The following is a 19,852-nucleotide window of genomic DNA, read 5'->3' as shown; positions in this document are numbered from 1 at the left end:
GTTAATGAGGTTGAGAATAGAGTGATTTTATCGCTTCCTTAAGCCACATGATTTTAGGGTTGTGGGCATTTCGTTTATGCCAAATCATGGTGAAGGGAATCAACAGTTTATCTCGTGAGGCTTTATCTACCGGTATCGGTAAGCAGATCAAGTCAGGATGGATCTGTTTGGTATAACGCTGACAATATTGTGGCGCGGTTGTGATCATATTCAGACCAGGTTGGTTAGCCATAAATAGCGATTGCTCAAAGCTCGACATTGTTAAGGTGTTATTGCGTGTGACTCCCATTTCACTGAGCACTTCGTCCAACGCCCATAGCTCACTTTTTTCCCACACAATGCTGATATGAGGGTATTTTAGAAACGTCTCTAGATTCCACTCCTCTTGTAATGCTGGGTGGTCATTTCGTAGATAAACCATGGGTAAATCAGTAAATATCACTTCGTAATCAATAAAATAGGGTAAAAGATCTAAAGACTCTTTTGAACGAGGGTGACTTTCTCGTCCTGTAAAGCCTATATCCGCTTCTCCTCGGATAATCGCCTCCAAGGAGTCGTAATCCCAATTACGTGTTTTTACTTTGGCTCCCTGATAACGCTGTTGTATTTGCAATATAAGTTCACTAAGCATGGTAATTAATAGTGGCGACTCCACCGCGAGATCAAACTGAATGTCACTTGGATAATCGTCACTGTGGGTATCCAAAATCTGATTACTTATTTGAAGCCAGTCAGACAGCTGTTGATCCATGCTTAATGTCAGCGGTGTGGGCATTAACCCTTTCGGTGTTTTGACAAATAAGGGGTCATCAAACCAATCTCGTAATTTACTGAGAGACTTGCTGACACTGGAAGGGGTGACATTGAGTTTGCGCGCTGTTTTTGACACGCTAAGCTCTTGTGACAGCAGTTTAAGAATATACAACAGATTTAAGTCAAGACGGGCTAATGATTTTTTCATGCTGCTCACTGTGAGAAGGTTGGGGCAGTAATAGTAGTAAAGCGAAACTAATTACGCTACCGGATATTAGGATAAAAATTAGCATGTTGAATGCGCTTACCGCAAGTATCCCCATTATCCAGATATAGAATGCTGAACAAGCGATCTGTGCGATAGCTAATAAGGAACTTGCCACACCAGCACGACGAGAAAACGGCCCGAGTGCTTGGCTCATAGAGACGCCAAAACTAATGGAAAACCCAGCACATATTGAAGCAAAGCCTAAAAAATATAATGGGTTAGCAAGATGTAGCTGCTGGGTGAGAAATAGAATGACGGCAGCAAAAGCAAATAGACATTGTGCGGTTACCATTAAGGTATTCTGTTTTAACCTAGAAAGAACAAAAGGTGCAGAAAAAGAGGTTATCATGCTGACTAGCGCAGTCAGTGCCATAATGATGGAATAACCTTGTCTGTCGAAACCCATTTCTCCCATGATGATTAAGGGAGAGGTGTTGACGTAGGTTAAGATAGTGGTGACACCAAGTGAAGTGATGATTAAGCGACTGACAAAAAATCTTTCAGCAAAGGTTTCGGCTGATAGATGGCTGCTTTGCTGCGTTGTTAAACTTGGAAAGTGAGGTTTGCTCTCCTTCAATAGCAGTACCATTAAAAGTAGTACCATGAAGCCCATAATAGCCATTGTGGTAAACAAGCTTTGCCAAGGGTACCGCAACATAATTAAGTAACCGAGAACTGGCGCGAGTACGGGAACTATACAAGTAATTCCATTAATCATAGTGAGCACTTTTGCACGCTGAGTCTCGCTTAATGTATCTCGTAATATGGCAAATGCCACGACATAACATGAACCTGCACCAACACCTTGAATGAACCGCGCAAAGAGGAACCATGAACTGTGTTGCGCGTTACCAGCGAGTAATGAAGCAGCAATGAAAATCATCGCTCCTAAAATCGCTACTGGTTTTCTTCCAATTGAATCGGCAATGTTTCCGGCTATCAACATGGTTGTCGCCATTCCGGCTAGATAGATAGAAAACGCGATATGCAGTTGTGATTCTGTCGCGTTAAGATCGGCTGAAATTTGCGGTAAACCAACTAAATAAAGGTCGATGGCGGTTGGATAGAGAAGAACGAGCGCAAAGCTACAAAGAATAAATCGTGACATAAATACCTCGCAAATGATGACGAGATAGTAATGGCAGCCGATCAAACTAGCGAGTGAGTGTTACGACAACGAGTATTTCCATTGGCGACAATGATTTGTCCAGACGTTGCTAGCTAAAGGACGTTCTGCTGTTAGCGCTATCTTAACCATGGATATTGGTACTGTCTTTTGGTGCTTTAGCGCGATCATCCATGCCAAAATCTTTTATTATCCCTGCGACTCTTATCCTCATTGGTCAGGCTTTGAACTTCGAAAATTACCGCAATCATGTTGCTCTCTATCTATATAACTTAATGAGTGCAGCTATTACAGCGATTTGAAATAGGGGTGTTTCGATGAAAGGCAAAATATGGTTGTTGTGTTGTGTTGTGTTGTGTTGTGTTGTCTTTTGTCGTGGGCGCAGAGCTTTCTATTTGCATGCGTAAGTAAGGTGCCTGTCCTAATATAGCTGTTTAAGCAGCAAGAACTCTTACCGAAAAATTGATTTAAATCAATCAACTTGCATAGTTATTTAACTAAATAGCCATAATGCTAGTGAGGGCTATTGTGTAATAAACTGCTTTCACTTATTTTACGCATGCAAATGAAAACCATTGTTATTTAGATTTCTATTATTGGCCCAGCAGAGTCAGCATTGAAGCAATAAAATTATAACTATATCGATATATTTGGAGAAAGGGTTGTGAACAATATCATTGCTAACCTATTACCGCAGAGATTCGTTACTTTTTTTCAAGAAAAAGAAACAGATAAAACTGAATATCGCAACGTCAAAACTCTATCTCATGCTGAGGTTAATAAAGAATACGAAATAAAAAACGTAATTCAAGATAACGAAGAAATAGTGAAATTTCTTTTTACTTTAGGCTGTTTTAAAGGGGAGTCGATTACACTTATATCTGTCTTATCAGACACTTATGTAATTAGCATTAAAGACGCCCGATACAGTATCGATGTAGATTTAGCGAAAATGGTCATACTGGTTTAATTAATGAGAAATAGATGAGTTAGCGATAGCTAGCTGGATTAAAATTTTTGTGAGGATAAGGCTTTGAGAATTGCATTGGCAGGTAATCCCAATAGTGGGAAAACATCGCTCTTTAATGCTATCACGGGAAAAATAGAACGTGTTGGCAACTGGGCTGGCGTAACTATTAGTAAGAAAGAGGGGCTAATTAAACAAACAATTAGTCATACAGATAGTGACATTATTGCGGTTGATCTCCCCGGTGCTTATTCAATGTCACCGTTTACTTCTGAAGAGACAATTACACGAGATTTCATTAGAAATGAAAATCCTGATGTTATTTTAAACATCGTTGATGCCAGCAATTTAAACCGTAGCCTGTTCTTTACCACTCAATTACTAGAGCTCGGTATTCCCGTTATTGTCGCTTTAAATAAAAGTGATTTAACTGAGAAAAGAAAAACGGAACTAGACACTCGTCAATTAAGTGAACAGTTAGGGTGTCCTGTCGTCGAGACCGTTTCGATTAAAAGCAGTGATAACGGACTAGAGACACTGATCGAACAAGCTATTGGGCTAAAAGGACAAACACAAAGTGCCCCGTTTGATGCTGACAATACCAAACTGAAAGATGCGGCATCATTACAAGAGCTCGATAAACAACGCTTTGATTTTGTAAAAAGTTTGGTTCAAAAAATTGAAAAGCGACAGGTAGTAAGTGCAACACAAACAACTCAAGACAAAGTCGACAAAGTATTGGCTGACAAATGGCTAGGATTACCAATATTTGCTCTCGTCATGTGGTGTGTATTTTCTTTATCTCAAACGCATATCGGCCCAATTTTAGCGGATACACTTGTTGGCTGGATAGATGAGATTTATGCAGCAGTTGAAGGCGTGCTAGGTGATGACGTTTCTCCCCTACTTAGTGCCTTATTGTTAGACGGTATTATTGGTGGTGTCGGTGCTGTAATCGGATTCCTTCCATTAATTATGGTGCTTTTCTTCTTGCTTGCACTGCTTGAAGATAGTGGTTATATGGCTCGAGTAGCCGTCATTATGGATCGCTTCTTTAAGAAGGTTGGTTTGTCTGGAAAGTCCATTATTCCAATGGTTATTGGTACTGGTTGTGCAATTCCAGGCATCATGGCCACAAGAACGATTCAAAATGAAAGACAGCGTAGAACCACCGCGATGTTAACGCCATTTATGCCTTGTGGTGCTAAATTGCCGGTTATTGCCCTGTTTGCAGGTGTCTTTTTTCAAGATGCAGCATGGGTTGGAACCAGCATGTATTTCGCCGGTATCGGTCTAATTATTCTTGGTGCACTGTTAATTGTAAGAATCACCGGAGAAAAAAGTACCAGAGCATTCTTTATTCTAGAGCTACCTGAATATCGTTTCCCTAGTGTTCGTCGTGCAGTCTTTACCACTTTATCAAGAGCAAAAGCCTTTATCATCAAAGCGGGTACGATCATCTTGTTGTGTAACGCGGTAGTCCAAATCATGCAGACCTTTAATTGGCAGTTTGAAGTGGTTGCAGAAGGAGCTGAACACACAAGTATTTTGGCAGGACTTGCCTCTCCATTCGCATTTGCATTAATACCGCTAGGTTTTGGTGCATGGCAATTGGCGGCAGCGGCTATCACTGGCTTCATTGCCAAAGAAAATGTGGTTGGTACGTTAGCGGTTGTTTATGGCATTACCAACTTCATTGATACTGAAGAGTTAGCACTGGTCTCTGGCAGTACCGATGTCGCGAGTATTATGGGGCTATCTTCAGTTGCTGCCTTTGCTTATCTCGTCTTTAATCTTTTCACTCCTCCATGCTTTGCAGCAATAGGCGCTATGAATGCGGAACTGGAGAATAAGAAATGGTTACTTGGTGGAGTCGCATTCCAGTTTGGAGTAGGTTACGTCGCCGCTTTCATGACCTATCAAGTGGGGACATACCTGACGACAGGTGCTGTAGGTCAAGGCTTTGTTTATGGCCTAGGTGTGACTTTAATACTGTTTGGAATTCTAATGCATTTAGTTAGGAAAGGTGCAAGAAAAGAAGAAGAGTTGTTGGGCTTAGTTTCTTCATAAGGAGTACGTGTGATGGCGAATATAATTGTGTCTCTTGTTATTTTACTTATTCTGGTGCTTGCGGTCTCTAAAATTGTTTCGGAGAAGCGCAAGGGGGTAAAGTGTGTCGGTTGTGCTAATAGTGCAGGTTGTAAATCGGCCAAAAAATAATAGCTGACAGACAGAACGAGAGTAATAGCCAAATAATAAAGGCACCGTTACATATATAGTTAACGGTGCCTTTTGACAGTTTCGTTTCTGCTTAGCGACTAACGCATTTTAAACAGTTCAGAGTGGAAGTTGTTTTCATTTAATCCTGATGCCACAAGATCAGACTTAAGCGATGTTGCAAATGGGCGAGGGCCGCAGAAGCTCACATTGTATGCTTGTCCTTGAGTTTTTTGCAGCACTTGCTGTGCGTCAAGCAGTTGCCCCTTCTCGGCGTCAACTATCTCTAACTCAACAATATCAAGCTTGTTAAGTAAGTTACCAATCACGTTCGTAATCTCTTTTTCAAAATAGGCCTCTTTACGAGAGTTAACACAGTAAAATAGGTGAATTTTTTCTATGTTAACGGGTTGGTGTTTTGCTTTATGCGCTAACCAGTAAAGCCGAGAAATAAACGGCACGATGCCAATACCTGCACCAACCCAGATCTGTTGCTGATCTTCGGGGATTTGGAAGTAACCATAACCACCTTCTACCGTTACCCGCTGTCCAGCCTGCAATGTTTGAACTAATTTATGGGTGTAATCACCTAAATCTTTTACACCAAACTCCACCATATTCTCTGCCGCGTTATAGTTTAAAATTGAGAATGGGTGAGGGGATTCGCCATCATGGAAGTTTAAGTACGCAAACTGACCTTCTTTGTAACGAATGGGTTTAGACAAAGTAATAGAGAAGCGAATGGTATCGGCTCTTTTTCCATCTGTCGTTAATGAATCAACTTGTGTGACTTCACCACTAGCTTGGTTGCTACGGCCAATTTTCCCTGTCAATGACAATACTGAGCAGTATGTGCCCGCTAGACAAAATAGGGTAATGATGGTGTTCATCGGCAGTGTGGCGAAGTTCCAATCCATCAACAACATGGAGTGAAAAACGCCAGCTAGCATCAATACGCCACCAATTTTATGAACAAATCGGAATTTTTTGTAACTGATGCTTTGCACAAGACTAATAATACTAAACAGTAGAAATAGCTTGAAGGAAACATCACCAACACCTTCTGCAATTCCCCGCCAGTCGATACCTATCTGCTCAGGTCGAGGCCCTCTCTGTGGCATTGCGATGGCACCAGAATCAATGAGCCAGTGGGCACTTTTTACCATCGCCCAATGGGCTACAAGCGTGATAATTGAACCTATACCAAGGTTTTTGTGCAGCGCATAGCTTTTGTCCAAGCCATTAACGATATTTTCTAGCCATTGAAAACGAGCCGCGAGAACAACCGCTAAGCTCATATACACTAAAGCTAGCATTCCGGACAGCATGATTAACTGATGACGCCAGAAGAAGAAATCTGTCATTGCTCCGTCAGAAGTGAGCAGAGCATAAGCGAGTGAGGGAAGCCAAAACAGGCTAGTAATAATAGTGATATTGCGTATAGAAAGAGTGGGCATAGTTGTCACCGGACGTTGGTTTATCCATAGTATTCATAAGGTTTATGAATTGAATAATAACGATCTGCTGACCAATGAGGAGTCACTTTACCTATATTTATCTTTCTTTACACCAATTTACGAATGGTACAAAAGCGTTAAAAGTCATTCGCACAACAAACGGTCGTTGCGCGGATAAAAGGGTGACTGTTTTAAGTATCATGTTATGGACGATGTGGAGTAGCGTCACCGTTCGTCATGGGCAATTAAGGGTTGCTTAGCAAACGATAGAAAGGATTTAGCGGTAACCAGTGGGATTTCTACCATTGGCAAATGACCTACGTTTTGGCTGATTTCTAGTTTCGCATGTGGAATGGCTTGCTTTAAAACTGAAGCGCCAGAAACATGCAATACTCTGTCGGTGTCACCCCACGATATTAATACCGGACCACTGTAGTTAATTAAAACCTTATCAAGTGGTTGGTCGGGATCTGGTTCCCCATTCTTTACTCGAATTATTTGCTTGAAGATCTTGTTATTTAACTCAGCGTTTTTCTTCGCATCAATGGCGAGATGGTTAATGATGGGAGAAGGGATAAAAGGAGGTTTAATGAACAGAAAGTTAAACAGTTGCAAAAAATCGTCCTTTGTCTGCGGTAAAAGAATGGGCTTTAAACTTTTCTTAATTGCGGCAAACATGTCACTGGCTATTGAGTTTCTAATGCCAAGTGGACTGATAAGCCATAAGTGAGTGACTGTATCTGGGTACTGAGCGGCATAGTTGCCAGCGATGTATCCGCCCATGGAGCTGCCAGCAAGGTTAAACTCTGTTAAATTTAGGGTGTCGGTGATTCTTTTTAACCTATCGACTTGTGAGTGAATATCGTAGTCTAGCTCTATATCTTTTGTGCTATTGCCAAAGCCGGGTAAATCAATTGCGATGACATCAAAGTCATTAACGAGGTGGCCTGACACGCGATTCCAGTAGTCTTTATTGGCTGCAAAACCGTGCAGTAATACTAGTGCAGGACCGCTTCCCCCACGAAGATATTCTATCTCTAACCCATCGACTTTTATTCGTTTCAGCTTGAGATTAGCACAGCTTCGCTGTGCGCTAACCAGACATTGAAACACTATTGATACGGGGGTGATTGAGTAGAGAAAAATGACCAGTAAAATCATCCCTGATAATAAAAAAGTTAACATTGTGCTCATATGGTGAGTCCTTTTTTACTTCCATACTACTAGGGACGGTTGATCTAGGGGGGTTGTTTTTGTAACAGTTTGTTGGGGTTTGATATGAGGTGATTCTGGTGGTCTTATCGCTTGGTTGTTGATGAGCAAAAAAAACCTTGCCGGAGCAAGGTTTTATCATGGATTTTGTCAATACAAACCGATTATAGGAACGCTTTGTATGGCAGCTCTGGTTCGTCAGTGTAAATATCTTGGAAACCACGGAAGTGTTGATAGTACATGCGGCCTTTATCTGTTGGGTAAGTATATTTACCCCCTACTTGCCAGAAGAAAGGAGCAAATTTGTACTGCAGTCTATCTTTCTTCATGTTCCAAAGTACTTCGATTTCACGAGGATCATTTTGGAAGTTAGCCCAGATATCATGGTGGAAAGGCATAACCACTTCACAATCTAATGCTTCACCAGCACGTAGAATATCAGAAGCACCCATCTTGTCAGTTACACCGCGTGGGTTCTCACCAAATGATAGAAGTGCTACATCGATTTTATGATCGTTACCATGCTTAGCATAGTAGTTAGAGTAGTGAGAGTCACCTGAGTGATACATTGAACCACCTGTCGTCTCAATTAGGTAGTTAACTGCACGGTCATCCATGCCATCTAGGATGGCTTTATCGTAAGAAGAAGTGCCTTCAGGTAGAGTAACCAGCGCAGTACGGTCGAACGAGTCTAGAACTTTAATGAGCGCGTCACCTACTTGGATTTCGTCACCTACTTTAGCAACAATACAACGGTCTTCAGGAACACCCCAGCCCATCCAAAGATCAACACATGCTTTAGGACCGATGAACTTAACATGGTCACCACAGTTTTGAAGTACTGCTGCTGCTACGTTTACATCAATGTGATCAGCGTGATCATGCGACGCAAGAACTGCATCAATCTCTTTGATTGCAAATGGGTCCATTGGGAAAATAGCGGTACGAAGGTTTGGTTGAAGCTCTCTAACACCGCCCATACGCATCATTTGGTGCTGGTTTTTCATTAGTGCGTTTTTCTGTGTTTTTTTACCAGTACCACACCAAAAATCCATAGAAATGTTAGTGTTGCCTTCAGTTTTAAGCCAAACACCGGTACAACCCAGCCACCACATAGAGAATGTGTTTGGTTGTACAACGGTTTTTTCGATCTCTTCGTTTAACCAGGTGCCCCACTCAGGGAACGTATTTAAAATCCATGATTCACGTGTGATTTCGCTTACTTTGCTCATCTTTAATTACCTATTGATTCATTAAACTAGAATGACTTCGATGCCCTTCGCGCGTAGTGCTGAAACTACGTCTGGATCGGCATCTTTACCTGTGACGACAAAATCTATTTTGGTTGAGGGACAGAAAAGCATTCCCGAACGTTGTCCAACTTTTGAGCTGTCTACGACTACAACCAATTTACCAACTTGTTCCAACATCTGTTGTTCAGCGACCGCTGTGAGCATATCTGTTTTATAGAGACCTTGTTCGGTTAGGCCTTTACCACTGGTAAACATCCAGTGTCCAGCATACGTTCCTGAAAGCTCAGGTGTGGGACTTAAGAAGATATTTTTAGATTTGTTATATTGACCACCAGTGATGATTACACACTCATGATCACGTTCAATGAGATAGCTTGCTAATGGAAAATAGTTAGTAATGATCTTGATGTCTTCGCCACACAACTCTTGCCCCAACATAAATGCTGTAGAACCACAGTTGATTACGATGCTGTCACCTCGATCGCACAAATTAGCAGCAGCGGCTGCGATATTTGCTTTTTCGCGATAATGCTCAGTATTGTCGACATTAAGGGGAGACCATATTTTCTTTATGCTCTCTAATCTTTCTGCACCGTTTCTTACTTTCCTTAACTTACCCAGTTCATCAAGCTTAGAGATGTCACGTCTTGCCGTTGCCGGCGAAACATTAAAAGTCTCAATAATAGTGCTGACCTTGATGGAATGTTCTTCGTCAAGTAACGCAAGAATATTGCTGTGTCGTTGTACTTCGTTCATATCGGTTACCAATTATTTTATCATTAGCCAAGTATCAAATGATTACGCCGTGATTACTATTGACTTGTTATGATTCTAGTTATCACCACTAATCATGTCAAAGGAAATAGGTGTCAAAGTTTGAAATAGGTCACTTATTCCATGTAAGTTATTGATTTATATAGTTGTGATTGTTTTTGGTTCATTTTATTGATCAATTTGGCACTTCTACCTAGTGATCATGAGCACTATTGATTTAAATCAAAATAATCATAGATGAGCATTGAATGATTATTTGTGATTGTTATGTTTAGTGACGTGAGCAAAACAATCTTGAGCTAATTTATCAGATAATGCGTAATTTAGCTTTGTCCTACAAAACAAATATTAGAAGGGGTAAAAATATGGAGTTCTTATACGACGTATTCTATATTTTTTACAGTCAGGTAATGACAAAGGCGCCGTTGCTATTAGGTTTAGTAACATGTATTGGTTACTGGCTATTAAAACGCGACGCAACAACAATTATTAAAGGCACAATTAAAACCATCGTTGGTTTTATGCTTGTACAGGTTGGTGCCGGTACCTTGGTTAAAGGATTCAAACCTGTTATTGAAAAACTTTCAGAATTCCACGGCCTAACAGGTTCAGTTATTGACCCGTATACAACAATGATGGCAACCATGGAGAACATGGGTGACAACTATTCATGGGTTGGTTACGCGGTTCTATTGGCTCTAGGTATCAACATTCTATTGGTTCTATTCCGCCGTTTCACTGGTATTCGTACTATCATGCTTACGGGACACATCATGTTCCAACAAGCGGGTCTAGTTGCGGTATTTTACTTTATTCTTGGTGCTTCAATGTGGGAAACCATCATCTACTCTGCGGTGTTGATGGCGCTATATTGGGGTATTTCTGCCAATATTATGTTTAAACCTACTGAAGCTGTTACAGGCGGAGCGGGTTTCTCTATCGGTCACCAACAGCAGGTTGCTTCTTGGATTGCAACTAAAATTGCACCAAAATTGGGTGACAAAAACGATAGTGTAGACCATATTGAACTGCCTAAGTGGCTTCATATCTTCCACGATAGCATTGCTGCAACAGCTATCGTAATGACAGTGTTCTTTGGCATCATCTTGCTTTCATTTGGTCTTGATAACCTTCAAGAGATGGCGGGTAAAACGAACTGGTTTATCTACATTCTAGAAACGGGTCTTAAGTTCGCTGTAGCGATTCAAGTTATCGTTGCCGGTGTACGTATGTTCGTTGCTGAACTATCTGAAGCCTTTAAAGGTATCTCAGAGCGTGTTATTCCAAACGCGGTTCTAGCGATTGACTGTGCGGCAATCTACGCATTCTCTCCAAACGCAATGGTATTTGGTTTCATGTGGGGCGCAATTGGCCAGTTCACAGCAGTACTTGCTATGCTGGCTCTTGATGCACCAATCATGATCATCCCTGGCTTTATTCCAATGTTCTTCTCTAACGCAACAATAGGTGTTTTCGCTAACCACTTTGGTGGCTGGAAAGCAGTTATGAAGATCTGTTTCGTAATGGGTATCATCGAAGTTGTTGGTTCAGCTTGGGCAATTGATATCTTCATGGGTCAAGGCGTTGAGTTTAGTGGCTGGATGGGTATGGCTGACTGGGCTCTAGTATTCCCACCAATCTTTGCTGGTCTATCTGCTTCTAAAGCGTTCTTCTGGGCACTTGTTGCACTAGCAGGCGTGTACATGTACTTCGCTTCTAAGCAGCTACGTGCTGAAGAAGATGCAGAAGGTGAAATGAACCTAAATGCAGAAGAGCCAGAAGTTGTTGAAGCTGTTCAACAAGCGATTCAAGTATCAGACGGTGTACGTCCGGTAAGTATCTTAGCGGTATGCGGTAACGGTCAAGGTTCTTCAATGATGATGAAGATGAAAATAGGCAAATACCTAGAGAAGAAAGGCATTCCACATGTCATGGACTCTTGTGCGGTATCTGACTATAAGTCGAAGTTAGCATCAACAGATATCATTGTGTCATCTAAGCACTTATCAAGCGAGATGGAAGTAGGTGAAGGCAAATTCGTTCTAGGTGTACAGAATATGCTTAACCCTAATTCATTCGGTGATGAACTGCTTGCCATCATTGACCAAAACTTCGCTACACAGAAATAACATTACTAAAAAGAAAAGTTCGGTTACCAGTTAGTTTGCTGGTAACCGTTTACAGGAGATAAAACCATGGGTTTCAAACAATCACTTATCGATAATCAATCTATCCAACTGAACGTAGAAGCGAGCGACTGGCGTGAAGCGATCAAAGTTGGTACAGATATGTTGGAGAAATCGGGTGCCGTTGAACCAAGCTACTACAAAGCGATTGTTGCTAGCATTGAAAAACTCGGCCCATACATTTGTATTGCCCCAGATTTCGCTATGCCACACGCTCGTCCAGAAGATGGTGTGAACCGCACTGCTTTTGCACTAGTGACGTTGGCAACACCAATTGATATCGAAGGTGAGCAAGTGAGAGTCATGGTTACTCTTGCCGGTAGTTCTTCTGACGAACATATGGAAGGCTTGATGGAAGTAACTCAAGTCCTAGATGACGAAGATAGCGAAACGGGTGTTGATATTGATAAATTATTAGCATGTAACACCGCGCAAGATGTCTACGATGTTATTGATGCTGCGTTAGCAGAGTAAGTTTTATAAGAGAGCGTGGTTATCACGCTCTCTTATTTCGTTCTACAGCCTAGCTGTAGAAATAGTGAATAAGTAGGTTATAGCATATCTGGAGCCCACCTCGGCCATCCGGTGAATCGCTGCAACCTAAATAAAGTAAAAAGGTTTAATAAAGGTTATGTATCAAGCACTTAAACAACGCGTACTGGATGCAAATCTACAGCTTCCTAAGTACGGATTGGTAACATTTACTTGGGGTAACGTGTCAGAAATTGACCGTGAACTTGGCGTAATTGCGATAAAGCCTTCAGGTGTTGAATATGACGACATGAAGGTAGACGACATTGTTGTTGTTGATTTAGATGGCAATCGTGTCGAGGGAAGCATGAACCCTTCAAGTGATACCGATACTCACATCGAATTATACAAGGCGTTCCCAAATGTTGGGGGCGTTGTTCATACTCATTCGCGCAGTGCGACAATTTGGGCACAAGCGGGATTGGATGTGCCTGCTTTAGGGACAACCCACGCTGACTATTTCTACGGGGACATTCCTTGCACGCGCAATTTGACACCTGAAGAGATAGAAGGCGAGTACGAGAAAAATACCGGCTTAGTGATAGTACAAGAATTTGCGCGTCGTAAGCTGGATGCGCAAGCTGTGCCGAGTGTTATCGTTTCAGGGCATGCCCCTTTCTCTTGGGGAAAAAGCGGTAAAGATGCCGTTCACAATGCTGTCGTGCTCGAAGAAGTTTCTGCCATGGCGTTGGCAACTCGTGCCCTAAACAGCGGTGTCACTATTCAACCAGAGCTGTCAGATAAGCACTATAACCGTAAACACGGTGCTAATGCTTATTACGGACAGAAGTAGGAAAGCAATATGTATCAAGTTCTGGCTCTCGATCTAGATGGAACCGTACTTAATGACCAGCATGGTGTTCACCCTGATGTGGTGGATGCGATAAAGCAGGTCAGCAATGACTATCATGTCGTTGTGGTGACGGGTCGACATCATACTGCGGCTAAGCCTTATTATGATTTGCTTGGGCTTGATACGCCGATTATCTGCTGTAACGGCACTTATGTATATGACTATGCAGAGCAAAAGGTATTGTCAGAAAACGCATTAAGTAAAGAGACGGCAAAAACGTTCTTGGATCTTGCGCTGCATTATCAAATGAAACTTGTGCTGTATGTCACCGATAGCATGCTCTATTCAACTGAGCAGCCTATTGAGTACATGACGGCGCTAGAAAAATGGTCACAGACATTTGAACCGTCAAATAGACCGGATATTCGACAAATCCGTTCATTCTCTGACCATATAGAAAGTGCCGAGTATGTCTGGAAATTTGTTATTGAAGGAGAGCCTTCTTCAATTGAGAAGTTACAGAAATTACCTTTTGTACAAGACAATTTTTCAGGAGAGCGCTCGTGGTCTAACCGCGTCGATTTTGCTAGCAAAGGCAATAGCAAAGGAAGTCGCTTACAACAATATCTTCAACAACATGGCTACCAAGCAGAACAGGTAGTGGCGGTTGGAGACAATCACAATGATATTTCCATGATTCAACTGGCAGGGCTTGGTGTCGCAATGAACAATGCTGATCAAACAGTAAAAGCGGCTGCTGACATGGTGTGTCAATCAGATAACAACCAAGGTGGATTAGCCCACCTTATTCGTGACAAATTCAGAGGAATTAAAAATGACTAAACCAATGATTCAAATCGCGCTTGACCAAACAAACTTGGACAGTGCAATAGAAGTAGCAAATAACGTAGAAAGCTTTGTAGATGTTATCGAGGTAGGCACTATCTTGGCATTCGCAGAAGGGATGAAGTCAGTTCAAACTCTGCGTAAAAATCACCCAGAGCACATTTTAGTATGTGATATGAAGACTACTGACGGCGGTGCAATTTTAGCGAAAATGGCATTCGAAGCTGGAGCCGATTGGATCACTGTTTCTGCAGCGGCTCATATTGCAACGATTGAAGTGTGTAAAAAAGTGGCTGACGAATTTGATGGTGAGATTCAAATTGAGATTTATGGCAACTGGACAATGGAAGATGCTAAAGCGTGGGTCGACCTAGGAATTAAGCAGGCGATTTACCACCGTTCACGCGATGCTGAACTAGCTGGTATTGGTTGGACAGAAGCGGATCTAGTTAAAATGCGCGCCCTGTCTGATTTGGGTATTGAACTGTCTATTACTGGCGGTATTGTGCCAGAAGAGATTTACCTATTTGAAGGCATTAAAGCGAAAACCTTCATCGCAGGTCGTGCACTAGCGGGTGATAAAGGTAAAGAAACAGCAGAAGCACTTCGCGCTCAGATAAACCGTTACTGGTAAGGAAAACGGCATGTATAGAAACCTGGAACGTCACCGCGTAGGGTTATATGAAAAAGCCTTACCGAATGAACTGTCATGGCAGGAAAAAATCGTCAAAGCCAAGGAGCTTGGTTTTGACTTCTTGGAGATATCTGTTGATGAGTCTGATGAGAGACGTCAACGTCTAGATTGGAGTGATGAAGAGATTTATGCACTTCGTCATCTCTGCGAAACCCATGCACTACCGCTTCAGTCTATGTGCCTTAGTGCTCATCGCAAATTTCCATTTGGCTCTGCTGATGTTGCAATACGTGAGCAAGCAGCCATCCATATGGAGAAGGCGATTGCCCTTGCGTATAAGTTAGGTATTCGAAACATTCAATTAGCCGGTTACGATGTGTATTATGAGCCTGCCAATGAAGCCACTCATCAGCGCTTTATAGAAGGCATGCGCTATTGCGCTAAGCTTGCTGAAAAAGCGGGTGTCATGTTGTCGGTTGAAATTATGGATACTGATTACCTTAACTCGTTAAGCAAGTTTGAAGTGTTAAACCGTCAAGTAAATTCGCCGTTTTTTACCGCTTATCCTGATGTGGGTAATATTAATGGTTGGAATTACGATACCTGTACGGAACTTGCGCTGAGTGCGCCAAGAATTACTCAAATTCACCTTAAAGATACTTATAAAGTGAAAGAGGGTTATAAAGGCCAGTTTCGAGACTTAGTGATAGGGGAAGGGCAAGTGGATTTTGATGCCATTTTTAAGACCTTCAAACGTCATGAAATAGTGGTGCCTTTGGTTATTGAAATGTGGGCACAAGATGAACATTGGGAAAAGAACATAAAGCTAGCGCAGCAACGTTTGAATCAAGCGTGTGAAGCCGCAGAGTTACCGACCTTGTTCTAACGGTGTCTATTTTACTGTAATACTAAAAACTCGCTTCATTCCCCCTAAGTGAGTCAAACCGTTCACCTGACCGTGAGCGGTTTTTTTTGTCTTGATATTTGATGTTGTATGGGTGTTAAAGGTAGTGACTATACTGCCGATATAATAATTGGCTATACTTTTGGCCTAGAGACGCTTCCTTTACTACGCAAGGTTATCTATGAAAAAAATAGTTATCATCATCGTTATATTGCTCGTGCTGGCTGCGGCTGGGGGTGGTGCGTATTACTATTTCTTTATGATGAATCAAGAGGAAGAGATGGTTGAAGAAGTGATGGAAGAGGAGGCTGAGCCGATGGAATCTGCTGCCGTTCCTGCTCCTGTCATAGAGCCAAATGTCGACTACTATGTTATCTCGGACCGCTTAAACGTTCGCTCTTATCCAAGGAGAGGCTCCGCTGTTCGTGGCATGTTACGAAAAGGGGATCAGTTAACCGCGCTAGAAGTGAAAGGAGATTGGGTGCGTTTCTCCGATTATGAAGTTCATAAAAGCGGTAATGATGTTGCAGATTGGGTGAATAGAGATTATTTATCACATGACAAACCCATGATCACCCCAATAGAACGTCGTAAAACAATGATGGCTTTGATCAAAAGATCAGATGACCTAAAAGAGTATGAAGAGAGTTTTATTCAAGGGGCTGAAAAGCTTATTAAATCGGGTCAGTGCACATTTGAAGATTTTGAGTTAGTGGGAGGCTGGGTGCGGTCCGTTACTTTTAACCTTGAGCCTGTCTATTTCATCTACTGTGGCGGCACGGATAGAGAAGATAAGGTCTACCTGAATGTAGAGTCTGGTGAGACCTTTACTCCGTAACTGAATTGCTATGCATGCGCATGATGTAACGTGATAGGTGCTTCTATGCACGTTGCATCAATGAGTGAAATAACATCATTTAAAGATTCAAAAATAAAATTGGCCTGTCTAGAGATCTCTTCACTTGGAGGAGCCAAATCAGGAATAATAGCCGCTAAACAACCCGCCTCTAATCCCGCTTTCATGCCATTATTTGAATCTTCAAGCACCAAACAATGTTTAGCCTGAACCGCTATTTTCTTGCAAGCTAGCTTATAACATTCAGGGTTCGGTTTTCCTTGGTTTACGTCTTCTGAGGTAATAACGGCATCAAACTGTTTTAAGTACGGACTCTCTGAGAAGTAATGCTCCACTGCTGATAAAGGTGAGGATGTCACTAATGCACATTTGAGCTGGTGGCGCTTAAGGCAGTCGAACAGTTTATGAAAACCATCCTTAAATTCCACTTTGCTGTCTTGGTATTGGCTGTAGTAGTTCTGTTTGTCTTTTCGAAAGCGGTTTAAATCAAACTTTTCCTGAAAGGTATTTATCAGTTTCTGCTCGCACTCTGTATCTCTAACACCGATAAAGGTTTGATAGTAGGCATCATCTAACAGTAAATCTTGTTGGAGGGCGGCTTGTTGCCAACAGGTTTTGTTGATTGATTCTGTATCAAACACTAACCCATCCATATCGAACAGTATTGCTTTAATCATAATCACCTAGTTTTATATTTATTGGTCTTACTTGTTGAAAGCAAAACTCATGACGTTGTAGTTTAATCTTTATTATTTTATCCGGTAGATAATACTAAAATAAGCGTAATTAGAACGAGATATAGTCAGAAATTTTTACATATGACATACCGTATCAAGCTTAAAATTAATGAAATTTGGCAAGATCGTACAAACATTTCTTGTTGAGAACTGATAACGTAATTGGAAAAACAGGAGTAGTTACCATGAAAACCATTGGGTTAATTGGCGGAATGTCTTGGGAATCGACACTGAGCTATTACAAAGCGATCAACGAAGGGGTGAAGGAACAACTTGGTGGTTTGAACTCGGCAAAAATCTGCATGTACAGTGTGAACTTTGATGAAATTGAGAAGTTGCAACATCAAGGCAATTGGGATGAAACAGCAAAGATACTTACCGATGCCGCGATATCAGTAGAGAAAGGAGGGGCCGACTTTATTCTCATATGCACTAACACCATGCACAAAGTTGCCTCCAAGATTGAACAGGAGATTTCGGTCCCTATACTGCATATCGCAGATGCAACGGCACAAAAACTGTTGGATGATGGGGTAAAAAAAGTCGGGTTGTTAGGCACTAGCTTTACTATGGAACAGTCATTTTATAAAGGACGGCTGACGGAAAAATTTGGCATTGATGTGGTTGTCCCCGAACAAGCAGATCGGAAAACAGTTCATACCATTATTTATCAGGAACTGTGCAGAGGTGAGATCAAGGATGCATCGAGAGTCCGCTATATCGAGATTATTGACCGATTAAAACAGCAAGGTGCCGAAGCGGTCATCCTCGGCTGTACGGAAATTGCACTGCTTGTTCAGCAGCAACATACAAGCGTCCCGCTGTATGATACTACCGCTATTCACGCTAACTCAGCTGTAGAATTAGCGGTTACGAATAGCTAAAGGTGAGTGAAAACATTATGCAAGCTTGGTGACATTATCCTCATCATCAAGTCTTGCTTCAAAGCTAAATTGATGAGTACTCGATTTGTGAGCCAGTTCTTTTGCTTGGTACATTTGTATATCTGCGGCGTGCATCAGTTCGTCAATGGAACGCTCTATGCCGGGATAACACGACGCACCGCCAATACTTAAAGTAACATCGTGCTTTACTAACTCGCTGAATTTTGTACTCAGACGTTCACAAAGATTACGGGCGTGTTCAATTTTGGTATTTTGCATGATGATACAAAATTCATCGCCACCGTACCGGGCAGCAGACTCTGATTTACGCAATACTTGGTTGCAGGCCTCGGCAAAGGCAATCAGTACGTCATCTCCTGCAAGGTGACCAAATTCGTCATTGACGGCTTTAAAGTGGTTGAGATCGATATAGAGTACGGTGACGTGAGCTTGACTGCGTTGACTTGTAGCAACCGCCTTTTCTAAGTCTTGATAGAAGGCCCGTTGATTGAACAGTTTCGTCAATGGGTCGCGCATGGAGAGCTGAACCAACGCCTCTGTTCGTTCGGCGATGTTCTTCTCTAGGTTGGATGCGTACTGCTCTAGCTGCGTATTTGTTGACTCGACTACGCCTTGCAAAGCAGAGATATAGGTATCAAACACTAACTGATTATCGAAATAAAACAGTTTTCGTAGTGAGATGATCACCTGTTTTGCATCGTCGCTATTTTCTTCAATATGATCTTCGATGACTCTTTGTAGCTGGCTAACGGCAGATAGATATAGCTTAGGGCTTACCCCTATCCGTTGGTGAATTTTTCCGATCCTTAGTCGTTTATTGACGTAGTCTCGCCCGTAGTCTCCCATAAACAACTCTTTAACGTATTTACACATACTATTGTGCAAATTCGCTAAGGTATCTTTGTCACCGATTATCAGGGCAATTTCCGGTATTTCAGTTTGTAGGGTATAAAACTGCGCCACCATAGGGTCGATAATGGGCTCTACCCAATGCAGACAAGATTCTAGTCGGTCAAAGTCACTTTGATCGAGTTCTAACAATATTTTACGACGTTCGATCTCATGATCGCCCATTCTCATCTGTTCGGATAATGATTGGTGAACTTGTTGCATTTTTTATAGCCTCTACGTAGTTGCATATAAAAAGTAGCTGGTATTATCAAATATGACAATAAAATGAGTTATTTGATTAGATAGTGTGGGAGAAAGACCCAAATAACGAGGTGCATAAAAAACCGGAAATCCTAAGATCTCCGGTTTTTACAGTATTCATGTCAGTGCTCAAAGAAGCACTGAAAGGTGATGGATTAAGCCAGTAGCTCTTTCGCTGTATCGACAACGTTTTCTACGGTAAAGCCGAACATCTTAAAGAGTTCGCCTGCCGGAGCTGACTCACCAAAGGTTGTCATACCGATGATGCGGCCGTCAAAACC

19 protein-coding genes and 1 pseudogene are annotated in these 19,852 nt (G+C 41.9%); 11 read left to right on the top strand and 9 right to left on the bottom strand.

Going from position 1 to position 19,852, the window contains the following annotated elements:
* Position 1: 1 nt before the first annotated feature.
* Positions 2-961 (bottom strand): HTH-type transcriptional regulator YidZ, encoded by a 960-nt coding sequence (gene yidZ / locus F0227_RS00100; protein ID WP_171751111.1) that lies wholly within the window; start codon positions 959-961, stop codon positions 2-4.
* Positions 936-2,129, bottom strand: coding sequence for an MFS transporter (locus tag F0227_RS00095; RefSeq protein WP_171751110.1), 1,194 nt, complete (start codon positions 2,127-2,129; stop codon positions 936-938). Before F0227_RS00095 ends, yidZ begins: the two co-directional genes overlap by 26 nt.
* A 682-nt stretch (positions 2,130-2,811) precedes the next feature.
* On the opposite strand from F0227_RS00095, the gene F0227_RS21880 reads away from it, so the two are divergent.
* The 3 genes from F0227_RS21880 (at position 2,812) to F0227_RS00080 (ending at position 5,334) form a co-directional block, all read left to right on the top strand.
* On the top strand, positions 2,812-3,117 hold the full coding sequence (locus F0227_RS21880) for a FeoA family protein (protein ID WP_317918637.1): 306 nt from the start codon (positions 2,812-2,814) through the stop codon (positions 3,115-3,117).
* A gap of 63 nt (positions 3,118-3,180) precedes the next feature.
* A complete protein-coding gene (locus F0227_RS00085) occupies positions 3,181-5,184 on the top strand; it encodes a ferrous iron transporter B (RefSeq protein ID WP_171751109.1) in 2,004 nt (667 codons plus the stop codon).
* 12 nt (positions 5,185-5,196) lie between these two features.
* A complete protein-coding gene (locus tag F0227_RS00080) occupies positions 5,197-5,334 on the top strand; it encodes a FeoB-associated Cys-rich membrane protein (RefSeq protein ID WP_171751108.1) in 138 nt (45 codons plus the stop codon).
* Positions 5,335-5,432: 98 nt separating this feature from the next.
* Here the strand turns inward: F0227_RS00080 and F0227_RS00075 are convergent, their stop codons facing one another.
* The 4 genes from F0227_RS00075 to ulaR form a co-directional block, all read right to left on the bottom strand.
* Entirely contained in the window at positions 5,433-6,788 is a 1,356-nt protein-coding gene (locus tag F0227_RS00075; RefSeq protein WP_216613284.1) for a ferric reductase-like transmembrane domain-containing protein, read from the bottom strand.
* A 225-nt stretch (positions 6,789-7,013) separates the two neighbouring features.
* Positions 7,014-7,982, bottom strand: coding sequence for an alpha/beta hydrolase (locus F0227_RS00070; protein ID WP_171751107.1), 969 nt, complete (start codon positions 7,980-7,982; stop codon positions 7,014-7,016).
* 182 nt (positions 7,983-8,164) lie between these two features.
* Positions 8,165-9,232 carry an L-ascorbate 6-phosphate lactonase gene (gene ulaG / locus F0227_RS00065; protein ID WP_171751106.1) on the bottom strand — a complete coding sequence of 356 codons (1,068 nt, stop codon included), beginning with the start codon at positions 9,230-9,232 and terminating at the stop codon, positions 8,165-8,167.
* A 21-nt stretch (positions 9,233-9,253) separates the two neighbouring features.
* The gene (gene ulaR / locus F0227_RS00060; RefSeq protein ID WP_171751105.1) at positions 9,254-10,009 is read right to left on the bottom strand and encodes an HTH-type transcriptional regulator UlaR; all 756 of its coding nucleotides are present in this window, start codon (positions 10,007-10,009) and stop codon (positions 9,254-9,256) included.
* Positions 10,010-10,392: 383 nt separating this feature from the next.
* Between ulaR and F0227_RS00055 the strand changes: the two genes are divergently transcribed.
* From F0227_RS00055 to F0227_RS00025, 7 genes are all read left to right on the top strand, one after another.
* Positions 10,393-12,156, top strand: coding sequence for a PTS ascorbate-specific subunit IIBC (locus F0227_RS00055; RefSeq protein WP_171751104.1), 1,764 nt, complete (start codon positions 10,393-10,395; stop codon positions 12,154-12,156).
* Positions 12,157-12,222: 66 nt separating this feature from the next.
* Complete coding sequence (locus F0227_RS00050; RefSeq protein WP_171751103.1) at positions 12,223-12,687, top strand: PTS sugar transporter subunit IIA; 465 nt, start codon at positions 12,223-12,225, stop codon at positions 12,685-12,687.
* A gap of 157 nt (positions 12,688-12,844) precedes the next feature.
* Entirely contained in the window at positions 12,845-13,537 is a 693-nt protein-coding gene (locus F0227_RS00045) for an L-ribulose-5-phosphate 4-epimerase (protein WP_171751102.1), read from the top strand.
* A 9-nt stretch (positions 13,538-13,546) separates the two neighbouring features.
* Positions 13,547-14,380 carry a Cof-type HAD-IIB family hydrolase gene (locus tag F0227_RS00040; protein WP_171751101.1) on the top strand — a complete coding sequence of 278 codons (834 nt, stop codon included), beginning with the start codon at positions 13,547-13,549 and terminating at the stop codon, positions 14,378-14,380.
* Positions 14,373-15,017 carry a 3-keto-L-gulonate-6-phosphate decarboxylase UlaD gene (locus F0227_RS00035; protein ID WP_171751100.1) on the top strand — a complete coding sequence of 215 codons (645 nt, stop codon included), beginning with the start codon at positions 14,373-14,375 and terminating at the stop codon, positions 15,015-15,017. The genes F0227_RS00040 and F0227_RS00035 overlap by 8 nt, the downstream gene beginning before the upstream one ends.
* 10 nt (positions 15,018-15,027) lie before the next feature.
* Positions 15,028-15,903: an L-ribulose-5-phosphate 3-epimerase gene (locus F0227_RS00030; protein ID WP_171751099.1), complete on the top strand. Its 876-nt coding sequence runs from the start codon at positions 15,028-15,030 to the stop codon at positions 15,901-15,903.
* A gap of 199 nt (positions 15,904-16,102) precedes the next feature.
* A complete protein-coding gene (locus F0227_RS00025) occupies positions 16,103-16,759 on the top strand; it encodes an SH3 domain-containing protein (protein ID WP_171751098.1) in 657 nt (218 codons plus the stop codon).
* Positions 16,760-16,767: 8 nt separating this feature from the next.
* Here the strand turns inward: F0227_RS00025 and F0227_RS00020 are convergent, their stop codons facing one another.
* Positions 16,768-17,454, bottom strand: coding sequence for an HAD family phosphatase (locus F0227_RS00020; RefSeq protein ID WP_171751097.1), 687 nt, complete (start codon positions 17,452-17,454; stop codon positions 16,768-16,770).
* 245 nt (positions 17,455-17,699) lie between these two features.
* Between F0227_RS00020 and F0227_RS00015 the strand changes: the two genes are divergently transcribed.
* Positions 17,700-18,398, top strand: coding sequence for an aspartate/glutamate racemase family protein (locus F0227_RS00015; protein ID WP_171751096.1), 699 nt, complete (start codon positions 17,700-17,702; stop codon positions 18,396-18,398).
* 15 nt (positions 18,399-18,413) lie between these two features.
* On the opposite strand, the gene F0227_RS00010 is transcribed toward F0227_RS00015, so the two are convergent.
* Both F0227_RS00010 and F0227_RS00005 read right to left on the bottom strand, forming a co-directional pair.
* On the bottom strand, positions 18,414-19,532 hold the full coding sequence (locus F0227_RS00010; RefSeq protein ID WP_171751095.1) for a GGDEF domain-containing protein: 1,119 nt from the start codon (positions 19,530-19,532) through the stop codon (positions 18,414-18,416).
* Between the two features lie 194 nt (positions 19,533-19,726).
* A pseudogene (locus F0227_RS00005) lies at positions 19,727-19,852 on the bottom strand (transketolase); the annotation flags it as partial.

The sequence above is a fragment of the Vibrio sp. 99-8-1 genome, assembly GCF_013114595.1.
Classification (GTDB): Bacteria; Pseudomonadota; Gammaproteobacteria; order Enterobacterales; family Vibrionaceae; genus Vibrio.
The sequence above is the reverse complement of the archived record's forward strand: the minus strand, read 5'-3'. Positions and strand labels throughout refer to the sequence as shown.